Annotated in this window: 15 protein-coding genes; 9 read left to right on the forward strand and 6 right to left on the reverse strand. The window is 71.3% G+C overall.

The window, feature by feature from the left end:
* The first annotated feature begins 67 nt into the window (after nucleotides 1-67).
* On the forward strand, nucleotides 68-2,002 hold the full coding sequence (locus DFJ68_RS04785) for an acetate--CoA ligase (protein WP_121031451.1): 1,935 nt from the start codon (nucleotides 68-70) through the stop codon (nucleotides 2,000-2,002).
* Here the strand turns inward: DFJ68_RS04785 and DFJ68_RS04790 are convergent.
* Nucleotides 1,989-3,092: an LOG family protein gene (locus DFJ68_RS04790; protein ID WP_121031453.1), complete on the reverse strand. Its 1,104-nt coding sequence runs from the start codon at nucleotides 3,090-3,092 to the stop codon at nucleotides 1,989-1,991. The two genes, DFJ68_RS04785 and DFJ68_RS04790, sit on opposite strands and share 14 nt — an antisense overlap.
* A gap of 113 nt (nucleotides 3,093-3,205) precedes the next feature.
* Between DFJ68_RS04790 and DFJ68_RS04795 the strand changes: the two genes are divergently transcribed.
* Nucleotides 3,206-4,144, forward strand: coding sequence for an AEC family transporter (locus DFJ68_RS04795; RefSeq protein ID WP_121031455.1), 939 nt, complete (start codon nucleotides 3,206-3,208; stop codon nucleotides 4,142-4,144).
* Between the two features lie 114 nt (nucleotides 4,145-4,258).
* Here the strand turns inward: DFJ68_RS04795 and DFJ68_RS04800 are convergent, their stop codons facing one another.
* The 3 genes from DFJ68_RS04800 to DFJ68_RS04810 form a co-directional block, all read right to left on the reverse strand.
* On the reverse strand, nucleotides 4,259-4,987 hold the full coding sequence (locus DFJ68_RS04800) for a hypothetical protein (RefSeq protein WP_121031457.1): 729 nt from the start codon (nucleotides 4,985-4,987) through the stop codon (nucleotides 4,259-4,261).
* 185 nt (nucleotides 4,988-5,172) lie between these two features.
* Nucleotides 5,173-6,612: an aspartate aminotransferase family protein gene (locus DFJ68_RS04805; protein ID WP_121031459.1), complete on the reverse strand. Its 1,440-nt coding sequence runs from the start codon at nucleotides 6,610-6,612 to the stop codon at nucleotides 5,173-5,175.
* Nucleotides 6,609-7,079 (reverse strand): Lrp/AsnC family transcriptional regulator, encoded by a 471-nt coding sequence (locus DFJ68_RS04810; RefSeq protein WP_121031461.1) that lies wholly within the window; start codon nucleotides 7,077-7,079, stop codon nucleotides 6,609-6,611. Before DFJ68_RS04810 ends, DFJ68_RS04805 begins: the two co-directional genes overlap by 4 nt.
* Before the next feature lie 289 nt (nucleotides 7,080-7,368).
* On the opposite strand from DFJ68_RS04810, the gene DFJ68_RS04820 reads away from it, so the two are divergent.
* The 7 genes from DFJ68_RS04820 to DFJ68_RS04850 all read left to right on the forward strand — a co-directional run bounded on the left by DFJ68_RS04820 (nucleotide 7,369) and on the right by DFJ68_RS04850 (nucleotide 15,903).
* The gene (locus DFJ68_RS04820; protein ID WP_121031463.1) at nucleotides 7,369-8,835 is read left to right on the forward strand and encodes a gamma-aminobutyraldehyde dehydrogenase; all 1,467 of its coding nucleotides are present in this window, start codon (nucleotides 7,369-7,371) and stop codon (nucleotides 8,833-8,835) included.
* Between the two features lie 158 nt (nucleotides 8,836-8,993).
* Nucleotides 8,994-10,223 carry an ABC transporter substrate-binding protein gene (locus tag DFJ68_RS04825; RefSeq protein WP_121031465.1) on the forward strand — a complete coding sequence of 410 codons (1,230 nt, stop codon included), beginning with the start codon at nucleotides 8,994-8,996 and terminating at the stop codon, nucleotides 10,221-10,223.
* Nucleotides 10,223-11,404 (forward strand): ABC transporter ATP-binding protein, encoded by a 1,182-nt coding sequence (locus DFJ68_RS04830; RefSeq protein ID WP_121031467.1) that lies wholly within the window; start codon nucleotides 10,223-10,225, stop codon nucleotides 11,402-11,404. The genes DFJ68_RS04825 and DFJ68_RS04830 overlap by 1 nt, the downstream gene beginning before the upstream one ends.
* Nucleotides 11,401-12,351 carry an ABC transporter permease gene (locus DFJ68_RS04835; RefSeq protein ID WP_121031469.1) on the forward strand — a complete coding sequence of 317 codons (951 nt, stop codon included), beginning with the start codon at nucleotides 11,401-11,403 and terminating at the stop codon, nucleotides 12,349-12,351. Before DFJ68_RS04830 ends, DFJ68_RS04835 begins: the two co-directional genes overlap by 4 nt.
* Nucleotides 12,348-13,169, forward strand: coding sequence for an ABC transporter permease (locus DFJ68_RS04840; RefSeq protein WP_121031471.1), 822 nt, complete (start codon nucleotides 12,348-12,350; stop codon nucleotides 13,167-13,169). Before DFJ68_RS04835 ends, DFJ68_RS04840 begins: the two co-directional genes overlap by 4 nt.
* Nucleotides 13,166-14,413 carry a saccharopine dehydrogenase family protein gene (locus tag DFJ68_RS04845; RefSeq protein ID WP_121031473.1) on the forward strand — a complete coding sequence of 416 codons (1,248 nt, stop codon included), beginning with the start codon at nucleotides 13,166-13,168 and terminating at the stop codon, nucleotides 14,411-14,413. Before DFJ68_RS04840 ends, DFJ68_RS04845 begins: the two co-directional genes overlap by 4 nt.
* A 23-nt stretch (nucleotides 14,414-14,436) precedes the next feature.
* Complete coding sequence (locus tag DFJ68_RS04850; RefSeq protein WP_121031475.1) at nucleotides 14,437-15,903, forward strand: NAD-dependent succinate-semialdehyde dehydrogenase; 1,467 nt, start codon at nucleotides 14,437-14,439, stop codon at nucleotides 15,901-15,903.
* A gap of 39 nt (nucleotides 15,904-15,942) precedes the next feature.
* Here the strand turns inward: DFJ68_RS04850 and DFJ68_RS04855 are convergent, their stop codons facing one another.
* Both DFJ68_RS04855 and DFJ68_RS04860 read right to left on the reverse strand, forming a co-directional pair.
* Nucleotides 15,943-16,308 carry a barstar family protein gene (locus DFJ68_RS04855; RefSeq protein ID WP_121031478.1) on the reverse strand — a complete coding sequence of 122 codons (366 nt, stop codon included), beginning with the start codon at nucleotides 16,306-16,308 and terminating at the stop codon, nucleotides 15,943-15,945.
* Nucleotides 16,305-16,754, reverse strand: coding sequence for a guanyl-specific ribonuclease (locus DFJ68_RS04860; protein ID WP_121031480.1), 450 nt, complete (start codon nucleotides 16,752-16,754; stop codon nucleotides 16,305-16,307). The genes DFJ68_RS04855 and DFJ68_RS04860 overlap by 4 nt, the downstream gene beginning before the upstream one ends.
* Between the last annotated feature and the right edge of the window lie 124 nt (nucleotides 16,755-16,878).

Here is a 16,878-nt window from a genome sequence, read left to right on the forward strand (position 1 = left end):
CGCCGGCGTTCGTGTCCAACGGCGGCCAAGGGTGGTGGACGGGCCCGCCTGCGGGCACAGTGGGCGCATGAGCGACGACGCCGTCAGCCGGTACCGACAGGTCTACCGACGCAGCCTCGACGAGCCGGAGTCGTTCTGGCTCGAGGCCGCCGACGGGATCGACTGGGTGAGCCGGCCGACGCGGGCCCTCGACGACTCGAACCCGCCGTTCTACCGCTGGTACCCCGACGGCGAGCTCAACGTCTGCTTCAACGCCCTCGACCGGCACGTCGCCGCGGGGCGGGGCGGGCAGCCGGCGCTGCACTACGACTCGCCCGTCACCGGCATCCGGCGCACCTACTCGTACGACGAGCTGCTCGCCCGCGTCGCCCGGTTCGCCGGCGCTCTCTCGAGCCTCGGGGTCGAGAAGGGCGACACCGTCGTCGTGTACCTGCCGATGGTGCCGGAGGCCGTCATCACGATGCTCGCGTGCGCCCGCCTCGGCGCCGTGCACTCTGTCGTCTTCGGCGGCTTCGCCCCGGCCGAGCTCGCGGCCCGCATCGACGACGCGAAGCCCAAGGTGGTCGTGTCGGCCAGCTGTGGCGTCGAGCCCACTCGCGTCGTCGAGTACAAGCCGATGCTCGACGCCGCCCTCGGCCGCAGCGCGCACAAGCCGGAGTCGGTCATCGTGCTCCAGCGTGAGCAGTGCCCCGCAGCGGTAGGTGAGCGCGACACCGACTGGGAGGAGATGACGTGGGACGAGGTCGATGCGGACGCCGAACCCGCCGACTGCGTCACCGTCGCCGCGACCGACCCCCTCTACGTGCTCTACACGTCGGGCACGACCGGCCGACCGAAGGGTGTCGTCCGCGACAGCGGCGGGTACGCGGTGGCCCTCGCCTGGTCGATGGGCAACCTCTACGACGTGCACCCGGGGGAGACGATGTTCACCGCCAGCGACGTCGGCTGGGTCGTCGGCCACTCGTACATCGTCTACGGGCCGCTGCTCGCCGGCGCGGCCACCGTGCTGTACGAGGGCAAGCCGGTCGGCACCCCGGATGCCGGGGCGTACTGGCGCGTCGTCGACGACTACGGCGTCGTGGCCCTCTTCACCGCTCCCACCGCCTTCCGCGCCATCAAGAAGGAGGACTCCGCTGCCGAGCTCGTGGGCAGGTACGACCTGTCCAGCCTGCGCGCACTCTTCCTCGCCGGTGAGCGCCTCGACCCCGACACCTACCAGTGGGCCACCGACGCGCTCGGCGTGCCCGTCATCGACCACTGGTGGCAGACCGAGACGGGGTGGCCGATCGCCATCAACCCCAAGGGGATCGGGCTGATGCCCCTCAAACCGGGGTCGCCGACCGTCGCGGCGCCGGGCTTTGACGTGCGCGTGCTCGACGACCGGGGCGACGAGCTCCAGGCCGGGCAGGAGGGGGCCATCTGCGTGCGGCTGCCGCTGCCGCCGGGGACGCTCCCGACCCTGTGGAACGACGACGAGCGCTATGTCTCCGGCTACCTGTCCACCTACCCCGGCCACTATCTCACCGGCGACGGCGGGCACGTCGACGACGACGGCTACCTCTTCGTCATGGGGCGCACCGACGACGTGCTCAACGTAGCCGGGCACCGGCTCTCGACCGGCTCCCTCGAGGCGGCGCTGGCCGGCCATCCCGCCGTCGCCGAGTGCGCGGTCATCGGCGTCGCCGACGACCTGAAGGGACAGGTGCCCCGGGCGCTCGTCGTGCTCAAGGCCGGGGTCGACGCCGCGACCGACGGCGAGCTCATCCGGGCCGAGCTCGTCGCCCGCGTGAGGGAGGAGGTCGGCCCGGTCGCCGCCCTGCGCCGGGTCGACGTCGTCAGCGCCTTGCCCAAGACCCGCTCGGGCAAGATCCTGCGACGCACGATGCGTGAGCTGGCAGACGGCGGGTCACCCACCGTGCCCGCCACGATCGAGGATGCCGGTGTGCTCGACGCGCTCGCCCCCGTCCTGCGCGACGGCGGGGGAGCGGTCAGCCCCGGATGAGGTCGGGGACGTCCGCGACGTCGTCGACGAGGTGGACGGCATCCGCCATGGGGCGCCCGGCGGCCAGGGCGCGCAGGGCCGGCCAGACGGGGACGGTGTCGGTCCAGTGCTCGTGGCCGACGAGAACGAGCGGGGGCAGCGGCGCCTCGCCCGTGGCGTAGTAGAGCGGCGTCACCGCCTGGAAGATCTCCTGTACGGTGCCGGCCGCCCCGCCGAGCACGACGACGCCGCCGGTGCAGCGTGCGAGCAGACCGTCCTCGCGGATGGCGTTGGAGAAGTACTTCGCCACCGCGTCGCAGAAGACGTTGGGCGGCTCGTGGCCGTAGAACCACGTCGGGATGCCGAGCGAGCGGGCGGTGGAGCCCATCGCCGTGCCGACGCTGCGGTGCGGCACGCCGAGCACGTCCAGCCGCACCTCGAGGGCGCGGCGGGCCCACGGGGTGACGTCGGGGCGGAACGACGGGACGTCGGCGAGGTGGTCGAGGGCGGCGTCGAGACGGTCGGCGTCGTCGGTGAGGGCGCCGAGGTTGGCCGCCTCCATGGCGCCGGGCCCACCGCCCGTGGCCACGAGGTGGCCGTGCTCCGCCAGCCGGTGACCGAGCAGCGCGGCCGCCCGGTAGTCAGCGGAGCCCCGGTGCAGCGCATGGCCGCCCATGACCCCGACGACGCTTCGGGCGTCGACGAACTCGTCGAGCGCGTCGGTGACGGAGTCGTCGTGGATCGCCCGTACGAGGGTGGCGTAGGCGTCCGTGCGCATCGCCGCGTCGACGAACCACCGGTAGGCGCGCGCGTCGGGGGTGCCGGCGTAGCCCTGTTCGACGCCGGCGTAGAGGTCCTCGGGGGCGTAGAGACCGCGCCACGGGTCGACCGGCGCGTCGGCGAGACCGGGGAAGACGATGGCGCCGCCGGCGAGCAGCACCTCCGTCACGTCGGTCGGCACGGTACCCCCGAGCACGACGAGCCCGGTGAGGTCACGGCCGACGAGACGCGGCCCCCAGCCGGTGAGGTCGAGGTGCTGCAGCCGCAGCCCGCGCAGGGGAGCCCCGTCGGCGAGCCGGTCGTCCAGGGCGGCCAGCGACTCGATCTCCATCCCGGCATCATGCCGGTCGCCGCCGGTCCGCCCGTCGGCGCCCGCCCGGCGGGTGAGCGCACACGTGGCGGACCCGCGCACCGCGCCCCCCGGCATCCTGCGACGATCGCCCCATGGTGGGGGTGCTCGAGGGGTTCGCGACGATCGCGGTCATCGTCGCCGTCGGGTGGCTCCTCGCGCACTACCGGGTGCTCGACGAGGGCGCGCAGGTGACGCTGAGCAAGCTCGCCTTCCACGTCGCCTCGCCCGCCCTGCTGCTCACGGTCATGCAACGCACCCCACTCGACGCCGTGCTGAGTCGCAACCTGCTGGCGTCGCTGCTCGCGTTCGTCATGGTCGTCGGCCTCTACCTGCTGTTGGCCCGCTGGCGCTGGCCCACCGCCACGCTGGGCTCGCGCGTCATCGGCGGTCTCTCGGCGGGCTACGTCAACGCCGGCAACCTCGGCATCCCGATCGCGCTCTACGTGCTCGGTGACGTCGCCTGGGTCGCGCCGACCCTGCTGCTGCAGCTGCTCGTCATCACGCCCGTCGCCATGGCCCTGTTCGACAACGACGCACGGGGCGAGCGCCCGTCGCTCGGGCGCTCGCTGCGCCGCATGGCCACCAACCCCATCACCCTGGGCGCCGTCGCCGGGCTGCTCATCGCGGTGCTGGACGTGCAGCTGCCGCGTGTCATCGCGTCGCCCGTCGAGCTGCTCGGCGGCATGGCCGTGCCCTCGATGCTCGTCGCGTTCGGGATCTCGCTGCGCCGCGGTCCGCGCCCGGCGGCCGGCCGGAGCGCCGGCCATGTCTGGACCGTCGTCGGCCTCAAGGTGCTCGTCATGCCTGCGGTCGCCCTCGGCATCGGACTGGCGCTCGGGCTGCGCGGCCAAGGCCTGTTCGCCGTCGTCGTCACCGCGGCGCTGCCGACGGCGCAGAACGTCTTCACCTACGCGGTCCGCTACCGCCGTGAGGTCAACCTCGCCCGTGACGTCATCTTCATCAGCACCTTCGTGTCGGTGCCGGTCATCGTCGCGATCGCCGGCCTGTTCCACGCCGTCGCCGGCGTCTGAGCCCGGGCACGCCGACGGGGGCGGCGCGGGTGCGCCGCCCCCGTCGGAGCGCAGGGGTGGCGCACCCGCGCCAGGGCCCCGTCGTCAGGCGCCGGTACTCAGACCGGATGCCGGTCAGAACCCGCCGAAGTCCCCGCCGCCACCGAAGTCGCCTCCGCCACCGAAGTCCCCGCCGCCGAAGCCGCCCCCGCCACCGAAGTCTCCGCCGCCGCCGTCACCGGCGAAGTCGGACCCACCGGCGCCCCCGGCGTCACCGCCCGCATCGCCGCCCGCGTCACCGCCGTCGCCACCGTCTGCGCCGCCGGCGTCGCCGCCGTCACCGGCATCGCCCGCGTTGTCCTGGGCGTCGGCCGCCTCCGGCGAGTCGTTGTAGCCACCCATGAGGGCGTTCGCGATGCTCGAGCCGATGACGACACCGGCGATGGTGCCGAGCATCGAGCCGGCGATCATGCCGCCCATCCCCATGCCGCCACCGCCGCCGAAGCTGCGCTGCATGTAGCCGGGCTGGCGCAGCTCCGCGCGCGTCGCGCTGCGGGCGAGGTCGGCGGGCTGGTCGCTCGCGGGACGCTCCGACTGGGGGAGGTCCTCGTTCATCCGCTGCAGCACCTGCTGGCGCTGCTCGGGGCTCAGCTGCTGGAAGGCCTCGGCGTGCACCTTCTCGATGTCCTCGGGCGGCGCGGTGCGCAACAGGTACTTGTAGCGCGCGATGGCCTTCTCGTCCTCGACCGATGCCCCGCCGCGCGGCTCGGGCGTCGCGTACGGCTGTCCGGTCGGGGCAGGCGGTTGCTGGCGCTGGGTCTGCTGCAGTGGCTCGCGCCCCAGCAGCTTGTCGAGGAACCCCACGGTGATCTCCTTGCGTCGGCGTCGCAGGCGCCGGACGGGTGTCCGACGGCATCGTTCGTCCTACCCAACGAACGCCCCCGGTCCACCGTTCCGCCGAACGCAGCCACCCGGCATCCGTACGGTCACGGATGCCGGGTGGCCGGCGTGCGTCGGGAAGCGGCCTCTCGACGGGTGGGGGTGCGGGGTCAGAGGTGGTTCTCGGCCTCCGTCAGCACCGAGCGCAGCCGCGACTCGATGTCGTCGAACTGCTCCTGGCCCATGATGAGCGGGGGCGCGAGCTGCACGACGGGGTCGCCGCGGTCGTCGGCGCGGCAGTAGATGCCGGCCTCGAAGAGCGCCTTGGACAGGAAGCCGCGCAGCAGGCGCTCGGCCTCGTCGTCGTTGAAGGTCTCACGCGTCGTCTTGTCCTTGACGAGCTCGATGCCGTAGAAGAACCCGGCGCCGCGGACGTCGCCGACGAGCGGCAGGTCGAGCAGCTTCTCGAGCGTCTTCTTGAAGGCCGGCCCGTTCTGCTTGACGTGGTCGTTGAGGCCCTCGCGTTCGAAGATGTCGAGGTTGGCCATCGCGACGGCGGCCGACACCGGGTGACCACCGAAGGTGTAGCCGTGCGGGAAGGAGGTGTGGCCCTTCTTGAACGGCTCGAAGAGGCGGTCGCTCGCGATCATCGCGCCGATGGGGGAGTAGCCGCTCGTCATGCCCTTGGCGCAGGTGATGATGTCGGGCACGTAGTCGAAGTCGTCGCACGCGAACATCGAGCCGATGCGCCCGAAGCTGCAGATGACCTCGTCGGACACGAGCAGCACGTCGTACTCGTCGCAGATCTCGCGGACCCGCTCGAAGTAGCCGGCGGGCGGCGGGAAGCAGCCGCCCGAGTTCTGCACCGGCTCGAGGAAGACGGCGGCGACGGTGTCGGCGCCCTCGAACTCGATCGCCTCGGCGATGCGGTCGGCAGCCCAGCGGCCGAAGGCCTTCTCGTCGTCGCGCAGGTGCTCGGGGGCGCGGTACATGTTCGTGTTCGGCACCTTGTGGCCGCCGGGCACGAGCGGCTCGAACATCGACTTGGCCGCGGGGATGCCGGTGATCGACAGGGCGCCCTGCGGGGTGCCGTGGTAGGCCACGGCCCGCGAGATGACCTTGTGCTTGGTCGGCTTGCCGGTCAGCTTGAAGTACTGCTTCGCCAGCTTCCACGCCGACTCGACGGCCTCGCCGCCACCGGTCGTGAAGAAGACGCGGTTGAGGTCACCGGGGGCGTACGCCGCGAGGCGCTCCGCGAGCTCGATTGCCTTGGGGTGGGCGTAGCTCCAGAGCGGGAAGAAGGCGAGCTCCTTGGCCTGCTTGGCGGCCGCCTCGGCGAGCTCCTCGCGGCCATGGCCGACCTGGACGACGAAGAGGCCGGCCAGGCCGTCGATGTACTCGTTGCCCTTGTCGTCCCAGATCTGCCAGCCCTTGCCCTTGGTGATGATGGGCACCGACTGGCCGAGGCCGCCGTGGGCGGTGTCCTCGAAGACGGAGTGGCGGGTGAAGTGCATCCAGAGGTGGTCGCGCGCGGCCTCCGCGTGCGGCGTGCCGGCCGGGGTGCGCGAGGCACTGGCGTCGGTGGTGAGGTCCTGCGTCGTCGTGGTCATCGTGTTCCCCAGTTGTAGAGCTGTTTGTTGAGTTTCAGGTAGACGAACGTCTCGGTGGCGGTGACGCCGGCGAGGGTGCGGATGCGGGTGGTGAGCAGGTCGAGCAGGTGCGTGTCGTCCTCGCAGACGACCTCGGCCAGCACGTCGAAGCTGCCGGCGGTCGTGACGACGTAGGTCACCTCGTCCATCGCCGAGAGCGCCTCGGCCACCGGCGTCATGTCGCCCTCGACCCGCAGGCCCACCATGGCCTGGCGCTGGAAGCCGACCTGCAGCGGGTCGGTGACTGCGACGATCTGCATGACGTCGGCGTCGAGCAGCCGCTGCACCCGCTGGCGCACGGCGGCCTCGGAGAGCCCCACGTGGGCCGCGATGGAGGCGTAGCTCTTGCGGCCGTCGTGCTGCAGCAGCTCGATGATCTGCTTCGACACGTCGTCGAGGGTCGTCGAGCTGCGGCTGCCGCGGCGCATCGGCGTCGGAGTGGAGGCCGTGGACGACGGGCCCGCGGCCGCGTGGCCGACGCCGTTTCTGCCGGTGCTGCCGGTGCTGCCGGTGCTGCCGGTGCTGCCGGTGCTGCCGGTGCTGTCGAGCCGTCTCGACGGCGCGGATGTCGGCGTGGCGGGCTGGGTGCCCCGGATGGTCGCCATGTCCACATGGTGACCTGTGGATCACGTCGTTGGCAAGCCCTGTAGATGCGGATTCCGAAGTTTCTCTGCGAGAAGCCTTCCGATTCCACCAGTGCGTGTCTAGCATGCCGCCATGACCTCAGCGCCTCCCCAGACCTCGACACCCCGACGTCTTCGCAACTTCGTCGGCGGCACCTACGTCGACCCCGAGACCGAAGCGACGACCGACATCGTCGACCCCTCGACCGCCCAGGTGGTCGCCCACGCGCCGGTGAGCAGCAAGGCCGACGTCGACGCGGCCTACGGCGCGGCGGCGACGGCCTTCGAGACGTGGGGCGAGACGACGCCGAGCGAGCGTCAGCAGGCGCTGCTGAAGTTCGCCGACGCCATCGAGAAGCGCGCCGACGAGTTCGTGCACCTCGAGGCCGAGAACACCGGCAAGCCCTACGCCCTGACGGCCAGCGAGGAGCTCCCTCCGATGGTCGACCAGCTGCGGTTCTTCGCCGGCGCCGCCCGGGTGCTCGAGGGCCGGGCCGCAGGTGAGTACCTCGCCGGTCACACGTCGTTCGTCCGGCGCGAGCCCATCGGCGTCATCGGCCAGGTCACCCCGTGGAACTACCCGATGATGATGGCGGTCTGGAAGATCGGCCCCGCCCTCGCCGCCGGCAACACCGTCGTGCTCAAGCCGTCCGACACGACGCCCGAGACGACGCTGCTGCTGGCCGAGATCGCCTCGGAGTTCCTGCCCGAGGGCACCTTCAACGTCGTGACCGGCGACCGCGACACCGGCCGCCACCTCGTCGAGCACCCGACCCCCGCGATGGTCGCCATCACGGGGTCGGTGCGGGCCGGCATCCAGGTGGCGCAGAGCGCGTCGCACGACGTCAAGCGCGTGCACCTCGAGCTCGGCGGCAAGGCCCCGGTCGTCGTCTTCGACGACGCCGACATCGAGGCCGCCGTCGAGGGCATCGCGACGGCGGGCTACTTCAACGCCGGTCAGGACTGTACCGCCGCCACCCGCGTGCTGGCGGGCCCGCGGATCCACGACGACTTCGTCGCGGCGCTGGCCGAGTACGCCAAGGGCTCGGCCAAGGTCGGCCGCCCCGACGACGAGGACGCACTGTTCGGGCCGGTCAACAACGTCAACCAGATGGGCCACGTCTCCGGCATGGTCGACCGGCTGCCCGACCACGCCCGGCTCGTCACCGGCGGCTCCCGCGTCGCCGCCCTCGGTGAGGGGTTCTACTACGAGCCGACGGTCCTCGCCGGCCTGCGCCAGGACGACGAGCAGATCCAGGACGAGATCTTCGGCCCGGTCATCACCGTGCAGCGCTTCACCGACGAGGCCGAGGCGCTCGCCTGGGCCAACGGCGTGCAGTACGGCCTCGCCTCGAGCGTGTGGACCCGCGACTTCGGCCGCGCCATGCGCATGAGCAGGAAGCTCGACTTCGGCTGCGTCTGGATCAACACCCACATCCCGCTCGTCGCCGAGATGCCGCACGGCGGCTTCAAGCACAGCGGCTACGGCAAGGACCTGTCGATGTACGGGTTCGAGGACTACACGCGCATCAAGCACGTCATGGCCAACATCGAGTCCTGACGACGGGTGGTCCCGACCCGCGGGTCGGGACCACCGCCACAGGGCTGCACCACTCGGGGAGCACCACCTGCACCACCCGCCACCGACCGACGTCTGCTCGGGGGCGGGCCGCCTCCGGCCGCCCGGCTCGGGGGAGACCCCTGCACGAAGGAGCAGACGTGAGACGACGACCTCCCGCCGACCCGGCGGTGCGAGCCCTCGCCGGGCTCGGCGCCACCGGGCTCAGCCGGCGAAACCTGCTGCGCGGCGGCGCACTCGGGGCGGCCGCCCTCGGGCTCGCTGCCTGCGCGCCGCCGCTGCCCCCGGCCGGCGGCGCGGCCGCGCTCACGCTGCCGAAGGACCTGTCCGAGACGGAGAAGACCGTCGCCTTCGCCAACTGGACCGCCTACCTCGACCAGGACGAAAGCGCGACGCGCTACCCGACCCTCGAGGCGTTCCAGAAGGCGACGGGCATCAAGGCGACGTACGCCGTCGACATCGAGGACAACGACTCGTACTTCAACAAGATCGCGCCGCAGCTGAGGGCCAAGCAGGACATCGACCGCGACGTCTTCGTCTTCACCGACTGGATGGCCAACCGCATCATCCGCGACCAGCTCGTGCAGCCGCTCGAGCTCATCCGGATGCCGCACGTGGGCAACATGCGCGACTCGCTCAAGGACGTCTCGTTCGACCCGGGCCGCGAGCACTCCATCACGTGGCAGTCGGGCTTCGCCGGCATCGGCTACGACAAGTCGAAGGTGGGTCGCGAGCTGAAGTCGCTCGACGACCTGTGGGCCGACGACCTCAAGGGACGCATCGTCGTGCTCAGCGAGTTCCGGGACACCGCAGGGCTGGTCATGCAGCAGCAGGGGGTCGACATCTCCGGCGCCTTCGACAAGGCGGCCGTCGAGAAGGCCTTCGCCGAGATCGACAAGCGCGTCCGCGACGGCTTCATCCGCCGTATCAAGGGCAACAGCTACCTCGAGGACCTCAAGAGCGGCAACGCCGTGGCCGGGATCGTCTGGAGCGGAGACCTGTTCGTGCTGCGCGCCGAGACGGGAAACGACAACTGGCAGTTCGTCATCCCCGAGTCGGGCGGCACGATCTGGTCGGACAACATGATGGTGCCGATCACCTCGACGCACCGCCGCAACGCGATGGCGCTCATGGACTGGTACTACCGCCCCGACATCGCGGCGCAGGTCGCGGCCTACGTCAACTACGTCTGCCCCGTCGACGGTGCGAAGGAGGAGATGGAGAAGATCGACCCCGACCTCGCCGACAGCCCCTTCATCTTCCCCAGCGAGAGCTACATCAAGGACAACAACATCCAGGGCTTCCGGGCCCTCAGCTCCCAGGAGGACAGCGACTACAGCGCCGCCTGGGCGAAGGTGGTGGGCAACTGATGGCCGATTCCGGTTTCCGCAGCGCGACGGGCGACCTGCACCTCGACGCCGTGACCAAGTCGTTCGCGTCCTTCACCGCCGTCGACGACCTCACCCTCGACGTGCCGCGCGGCTCCTTCTTCGCGCTGCTGGGCCCCTCGGGGTGCGGCAAGACGACGACGCTGCGCATGGTCGCGGGCCTCGAGCAGCCCACGAGCGGCCGCATCCTCATCGGTGAGACCGACCTCACCGGGTCGCGCCCCTACGAGCGGCCCGTCAACACGGTGTTCCAGAGCTACGCGCTCTTCCCGCACCTGACCATCCGCGACAACGTCGCCTTCGGGCCGAAACGCCGCAAGCAGAAGGATGCCGGGTCGCTCGCCGACGCCGCCCTCGACCTCGTGCAGATGTCCCACCTCGCCGCACGCAAGCCGACACGGCTCTCCGGTGGCCAGCAGCAGCGTGTCGCGCTGGCCCGCGCGCTCGTCAACCGGCCCGAGGTGCTGCTGCTCGACGAGCCGCTCGGCGCCCTCGACCTCAAGCTGCGCCGCGAGATGCAGGTCGAGCTCAAGCGCATCCAGACCGAGGTGGGTCTGACCTTCATCCACGTGACGCACGACCAGGAGGAGGCCATGACGATGGCCGACACCGTGGCCGTCATGAACGCTGGGCACATCGAGCAGATGGGGGCGCCCGAGGAGCTCTACGACCTGCCCCGCACCGCCTTCGTGGCCAACTTCCTCGGGCAGTCGAACCTCGGTGAGGCCCGCGTCACCGGCCGCGACGGCGACCACCTCGTCGCGGAGGTCGCCGGCACGAGCGTCCGTGTGCTGCAGTCGCGTTCGTCGGCGACCGGCGACGACCTCGTGTTCGGCGTGCGGCCCGAGAAGGTGCGCATCCACGAGGACCGCCCCGAGGGGGTCGGTAACGACGTGCGCGGCACCGTGACCGACGTCAGCTTCACCGGCGTCGCCACCCAGTACCTCGTCCGGGTCGCCAGCGGCGCGACGTGGGCGGTCTACGAGCAGAACCTCGACGTCGAGCGCGGCACCATCCACCGGGGCGACGAGGTGTGGCTCGCGTGGGACCCCGGGCACGCGTTCGCCGTGCCGGCGACCGACCGGGTGCCGGCGACCGTCGGGTCGGCCGACTCGCCCGACGACGTCGACGACGAGGCGCGCGCCGTGGCGGCCGCGTCATGAGCGTCGCCCTCGCCTCGCGTCCGGCGGGGACGCCCGGCGCCCCCGGAGGACCTGCCGGCGGCCCGCCCGACGGGGGCCCGGACCCCGCAGCCACGCGCCGCGGCCGTCGCTGGCTGCCCTACGCGCTGCTGCTGCCCGGGATGCTCTGGCTCGCGGTGTTCTTCGTCTGGCCGCTCGTGCAGCTGGGTGCGGTGTCGCTGCAGTCGCAGTTCCCCGGCTACCCGGGCTACTACTACCGCGACGTCAACGTCGGCAACTACTGGAGCGCCTTCACCGAGTTCGCCGGCCACTTCGGGCGGTCGTTCCTCTTCGCCGGGCTCGCGACGTTCTTCGCCTTCGCCCTCGCCTACCCGTTGGCCTACGCCATGGCCTTCAAGGCCGGGCGGTGGCGCAACATCATGCTCATCTGCGTCGTGGCGCCGTTCTTCACCTCGTTCATCCTGCGCACCATCGCCTGGCGCCAGATCCTCGCCGACGAGGGGCCGGTGGCCAGCACGCTCAACGCACTGCACCTGCTGCCCGGCGGCCACATCACCGAGACGTGGGTGGCGGTGGTCGCCGGCCTCACGTACAACTTCCTGCCCTTCATGGTGCTGCCCATCTACGCGTCGCTGGAGCGGGCCGACCCCAAGGTCATCGAGGCCGGGGGAGACCTGTACGCCAACGGGTTCACGACCTTCCGCACCGTGACGCTGCCGATGAGCATGCCCGGGGTCATCGCCGGCACGCTGCTCACCTTCATCCCGGCGGCGGGCGACTACGTCAACGCCGAGCTGCTCGGCAGCGACCGCAGCACGAAGATGGTCGGCAACGTCATCGAGAGCCAGTTCTTCCGCGTCCTCGGCGGCTTCCCGACGGCGGCGGCCCTGTCGTTCACGCTCATGGCGATCATCCTCGTCATGGTCTTCCTCTACATCCGGCGCTTCGGGACGGAGGAGCTCGTATGACCGCCCTCACCTCGGCCAAGCGCTGGGTGGCCGACCACGTCGCGATGATCGTCGCGCTGCTCGTGCTCGTCTACCTCTTCGTGCCGGTCGCCTACACCTTCGCCTTCTCGTTCAACGACTACCGCAAGTCGAACATCACGTGGGTCGGCTTCACCTTCAAGCACTGGCAGAACCCCTGCGGGGCGCCCGGGGCGTGCGACTCCCTCGTCGTCTCGCTGCAGGTGGGGGTCATCGCCACCCTCGTCGCCACGGCGCTGGGCACGATGATCGCCTTCGCCCTCGTGCGCCACCGCTTCCGCGGCCAGTCGACGAGCAACCTCATCATCTTCATCCCCATGGCCACCCCCGAGATTGTGCTCGGCGCCAGCCTCCTCACGATCTTCGTCCAGGGCTTCGGCAGCACCGGCCTACGGCTCGGGTTCTGGACCATCGTCATCGCGCACATCATGTTCTGCATCAGCTTCGTCGTCGTCACCGTGAAGGCCAGGCTGCAGAGCCTCGACCCGCGGCTCGAGGAGGCGGCGCAGGACCTCTACGCGGGGCCGGGAGGCACCTTCTGGCGGGTGACCTTCCCGCTCGTGCTCCCCGGCATCGTCTCGGCGGCCCTGCTCGCCTTCTCGCTCAGCTTCGACGACTTCATCATCACCAACTTCGTCTCGGGCGACGAGACGACGTTCCCGAAGTTCGTCTACACCTCCTACCTGCGCGGGATCCCCGCCCAGGCCAACGTGATCGGCTTCTCGATGTTCCTCATCGCCGTCCTGCTCGTCATCGGCGCCCAGGTCGTCGGCAACCTCCGGAGGGCGAAGACCGCATGAGGGTCCTCATGGTCGGCTCCGGCGGTGTCGGCGACGCCGCCGCCCGCATCGCCGCCGAGCGCGGCTTCTTCGAGCGGTGGGTCGTCGCCGACTACGACCTCGCGCGGGCCGAGCGCACCGTCGCGGACGTCACCGACCGGCATCCGGGGGAGTCACGCTTCGTCGCCGCGCGGGTGGACGCGTCGTCGGCGGATGCCGTCACCGCGCTCGCCCGCGAGCACGGGGCCACCCACGTGTTCAACGCCGTCGACCCGAAGTTCGTCATGCCGATCTTCGAGGGGGCGATGGCGGCCGGCGCCGACTACCTCGACATGGCGATGAGCCTGTCGCAGCGCCACCCCGAGAGGCCCTTCAGCGAGACCGGGGTCAAGCTCGGTGACGAGCAGTTCGCGGCCGCGGGGGACTGGGAGGCGCAGGGCCGCCTCGCGCTCGTCGGCATCGGGGTGGAGCCGGGCCTCTCCGACGTCTTCGCCCGGTACGCCGCCGACCACCTCTTCAGCGAGATCGACGAGCTCGGCGTGCGGGACGGCGCGAACCTCGTCGTCCGCGACGACGACGGCAACGAGGTCTTCGCCCCGAGCTTCTCCATGTGGACGACGATCGAGGAGTGCCTCAACCCGCCCGTCGTCTGGGAGCAGGGCCGGGGCTGGTTCACGACCGAGCCCTTCAGCGAGCCCGAGGTGTTCGACTTCCCCGAGGGGATCGGCCCGGTCGAGTGCGTCAACGTCGAGCACGAGGAGGTGCTCCTCATGCCGCGCTGGGTCGAGGCGAAGCGGGTCACCTTCAAGTACGGGCTCGGTGACGAGTTCATCGGCATCCTCAAGGTGCTCAGCGCTCTAGGTCTCGACCGCACCGAGCCGGTGACGGTCAAGGGGGTGCAGGTGAGCCCCCGCGACGTCGTGGCCGCCGTGCTGCCCGACCCCGCCACGATCGGGCCGCGGCTGACCGGCAAGACCTGCGCCGGGCTCTTCGTCACCGGCACGGGCACGGACGGGCAGCCGCGCCGCACCTACCTGCACCACGTCGTCGACAACACCTGGTCGATGGAGCGCTACGGCGCCCAGTGCGTCGTCTGGCAGACCGCCGTCAACCCCGTCGTCGCGCTCGAGCTGCTCGCCACCGGGGTCTGGTCGGGGTCGGGTGTGCTCGGCCCCGAGGCGTTCGACGCCGAGCCGTTCCTCACCCTGCTTGCCGCCCCACAGCCGGCCGGGTACGGCTCCCCGTGGGGCCAGGACGAGCGCTGAGCGGGGATGAGTAGGGTGCGAGCATGGCAGCAGCAGTGACGCAGGAGTCGGTCCTCGAGTCGGTCCCGACGGGTCTCTTCATCGGTGGGCAGTGGCGGGAATCGGCCTCGGGCGACCGCATCGACGTGCACGACCCGTCGACGGGGTCGGTGCTCGCGACGGTGGCCGACGCGACCGTCGAGGACGGCCGCGCCGCCCTCGACGCCGCCGTGGCGGCTCAGGCCGACTGGGCGAGGACGCCCCCGCGCGACCGCGGCGAGCTGCTGCGGTCGGCCTTCGAGCTCATCTCCGAGCGGGCCGAGCAGTTCGCGCTGCTCATGACGCTCGAGATGGGCAAGACCCTCGCCGAGTCGCGGGGCGAGGTCACCTACGGCAGCGAGTTCTTCCGCTGGTTCTCGGAGGAGGCCGTGCGCATCGGCGGCCGGTACGCCACCGCCCCCAACGGCGCCACGCGCCTGCTCACGACCAAGCAGCCGGTCGGGCCCACGCTGATGATCACGCCGTGGAACTTCCCCCTCGCGATGGGGACCCGCAAGATCGGCCCCGCCATCGCCGCGGGCTGCACGATGGTCGTCAAGCCGGCGACCCAGACCCCGCTGACGATGCTCGCGCTCGCCGACCTGTTGCGCGAGGTCGGCCTGCCCGACGGCGTGCTCAACGTCGTGACGACGAGCCACACCGGCGACGTCATGGAGCCGCTCATCCGCGACCCCCGCCTGCGCAAGCTGACGTTCACCGGCTCGACCCCCGTGGGCCGCACGCTCATGGAGCAGGCGGCGGGCGGCATCCTGCGGGTCTCGATGGAGCTCGGCGGCAACGCGCCGTTCCTCGTCTTCGAGGACGCCGACGTCGACAAGGCCGTCGAGGGCGCGATGCTGGCCAAGATGCGCAACATGGGTGAGGCCTGCACGGCGGCCAACCGGTTCTACGTCCACGCCTCGGTGGCCGAGGAGTTCACGTCCAAGCTGACGCAGCGCATGGGCGCCCTCACCGTCGGTCGCGGCACCGAGCAGGGCGTCGACGTCGGCCCGCTCGTCGACGAGAAGTCGCGCGACAAGGTGAGCTCGCTCGTTCAGGACGCCGTCGGCAAGGGCGCCCGCGTCCTCGTCGGCGGGGAGGTGCCGAGCGGAGCGGGCTGGTTCTACCCGCCGACCGTCATCGCCGACGTCCCCCCGGACGCCGAGATGGCCAAGGAGGAGATCTTCGGCCCCGTCGCCCCGGTGTCGACCTTCACCGACGACGACGAGGCGGTGCGCCTCGCCAACGACACCGAGTACGGCCTCGTCGCCTACCTCTTCACCCGTGACGTGTCACGCGCGCTGCTCGTGGCCGAGGCGCTCGAGTACGGCATGGTCGGGGTCAACCAGGGCATCGTCAGCAACCCGGCCGCGCCGTTCGGCGGGGTCAAGAGCTCGGGCGTCGGCCGTGAGGGCGGCTTCGAAGGCATCGACGAGTACCTCGAGACGAAGTACATCGGCCTGCAGCTCTGAGACGGCTCTGGGACGGCTTTGAGACGGCTCTGAGGCGGGTCAGCGGGCGACGACCGTCACGGTGAGGTCGTCGCGCTCGTGCTCGACCTCGTCGAGCACGTCGAGCAGCGTGCTCCACGTGTGGGAGTCGGTGTCGCGCAACGTCTTCGCGTGGTCGACGACGAGCTCGACCGGCCGGCCCAGCCGCGCGCTGCGCCCCTCGGGACCGTCGTAGTCGCGCAGCGCGTCAGCGAGGGCGTCCCAGTTGTGGCCGAACCACGTCGGCAGGTCGAGCGCGCGGGCGAAGGCGTCGAGCGTGGTGGCCTTGTCGACGCCGGCCGTGACGACGATGACGTCGTGCCCGCGGATGCGCAGGGCCTCGAGGTGGTCGTCGACCTCGGCGTGGGCGCCGAGCAGGGTGGTCACGACCCCTCCCGGATGCGGCTGAAGGAGTCGTAGTGGTCGGCGGTCCAGTACTTCTCGCCCTCGCGTCCGGTGATGATGCGGCGCGCCCCGCGGTCGCCCTCGCCGGGGGTGATCACCGTGTACTCGCGGTAGTAGCCGCTGGGCTCGCGGGGCAGCAGCCGCTCCCGGTTGCCGAACGTCTTGTCGTCGTTGCGTGGGTAGGGGTACGGGCCGCCCGCCCGGATGAGGGCGAGCGTCTGCCGGGCCTGGGCCGGCAGGGCCGACTCGGCGATCCAGGGCAGCCCGGATGCCGGGTCGGTCGACGACGCGACCGCGCCGGGTCGCGCGTCGGGCTGGCCGGCATCCGGGCCCGACCCTCCGGCGGACCGGACGACGAGCCAGGCCAGCACGAGGACGGCGACGGCCAGCACCGCGAGCAGGGCGGGGCGGTTGCGGGTGGAGGGCACGACGCCATCCTGCCCGAGACACCCGGCATCCGCCCCGGTCGACGGCCCGGCTCCGCCCCGCCCGCCCCCCTGATTTCCCCAACCTGGCCACCCCGCCCCCGCTTACTCGAACAAACCGTTAGAG

The organism is Terracoccus luteus (assembly GCF_003635045.1).
GTDB lineage: Bacteria > Actinomycetota > Actinomycetes > Actinomycetales > Dermatophilaceae > Terracoccus > Terracoccus luteus.

Coding starts and splice junctions, on each gene's coding strand:
- DFJ68_RS04830 (WP_121031467.1), top strand. CDS start 10,223: ATGGCCGATTCCGGTTTCCGCAGCGCGACGGGCGACCTGCACCTCGAC.
- DFJ68_RS04820 (WP_121031463.1), top strand. CDS start 7,369: ATGACCTCAGCGCCTCCCCAGACCTCGACACCCCGACGTCTTCGCAAC.
- DFJ68_RS04790 (WP_121031453.1), bottom strand. CDS start 3,092: ATGGAGATCGAGTCGCTGGCCGCCCTGGACGACCGGCTCGCCGACGGG.
- DFJ68_RS04805 (WP_121031459.1), bottom strand. CDS start 6,612: ATGACCACGACGACGCAGGACCTCACCACCGACGCCAGTGCCTCGCGC.
- DFJ68_RS04795 (WP_121031455.1), top strand. CDS start 3,206: ATGGTGGGGGTGCTCGAGGGGTTCGCGACGATCGCGGTCATCGTCGCC.
- DFJ68_RS04845 (WP_121031473.1), top strand. CDS start 13,166: ATGAGGGTCCTCATGGTCGGCTCCGGCGGTGTCGGCGACGCCGCCGCC.
- DFJ68_RS04840 (WP_121031471.1), top strand. CDS start 12,348: ATGACCGCCCTCACCTCGGCCAAGCGCTGGGTGGCCGACCACGTCGCG.
- DFJ68_RS04785 (WP_121031451.1), top strand. CDS start 68: ATGAGCGACGACGCCGTCAGCCGGTACCGACAGGTCTACCGACGCAGC.
- DFJ68_RS04835 (WP_121031469.1), top strand. CDS start 11,401: ATGAGCGTCGCCCTCGCCTCGCGTCCGGCGGGGACGCCCGGCGCCCCC.
- DFJ68_RS04810 (WP_121031461.1), bottom strand. CDS start 7,079: ATGCGCCGCGGCAGCCGCAGCTCGACGACCCTCGACGACGTGTCGAAG.
- DFJ68_RS04850 (WP_121031475.1), top strand. CDS start 14,437: ATGGCAGCAGCAGTGACGCAGGAGTCGGTCCTCGAGTCGGTCCCGACG.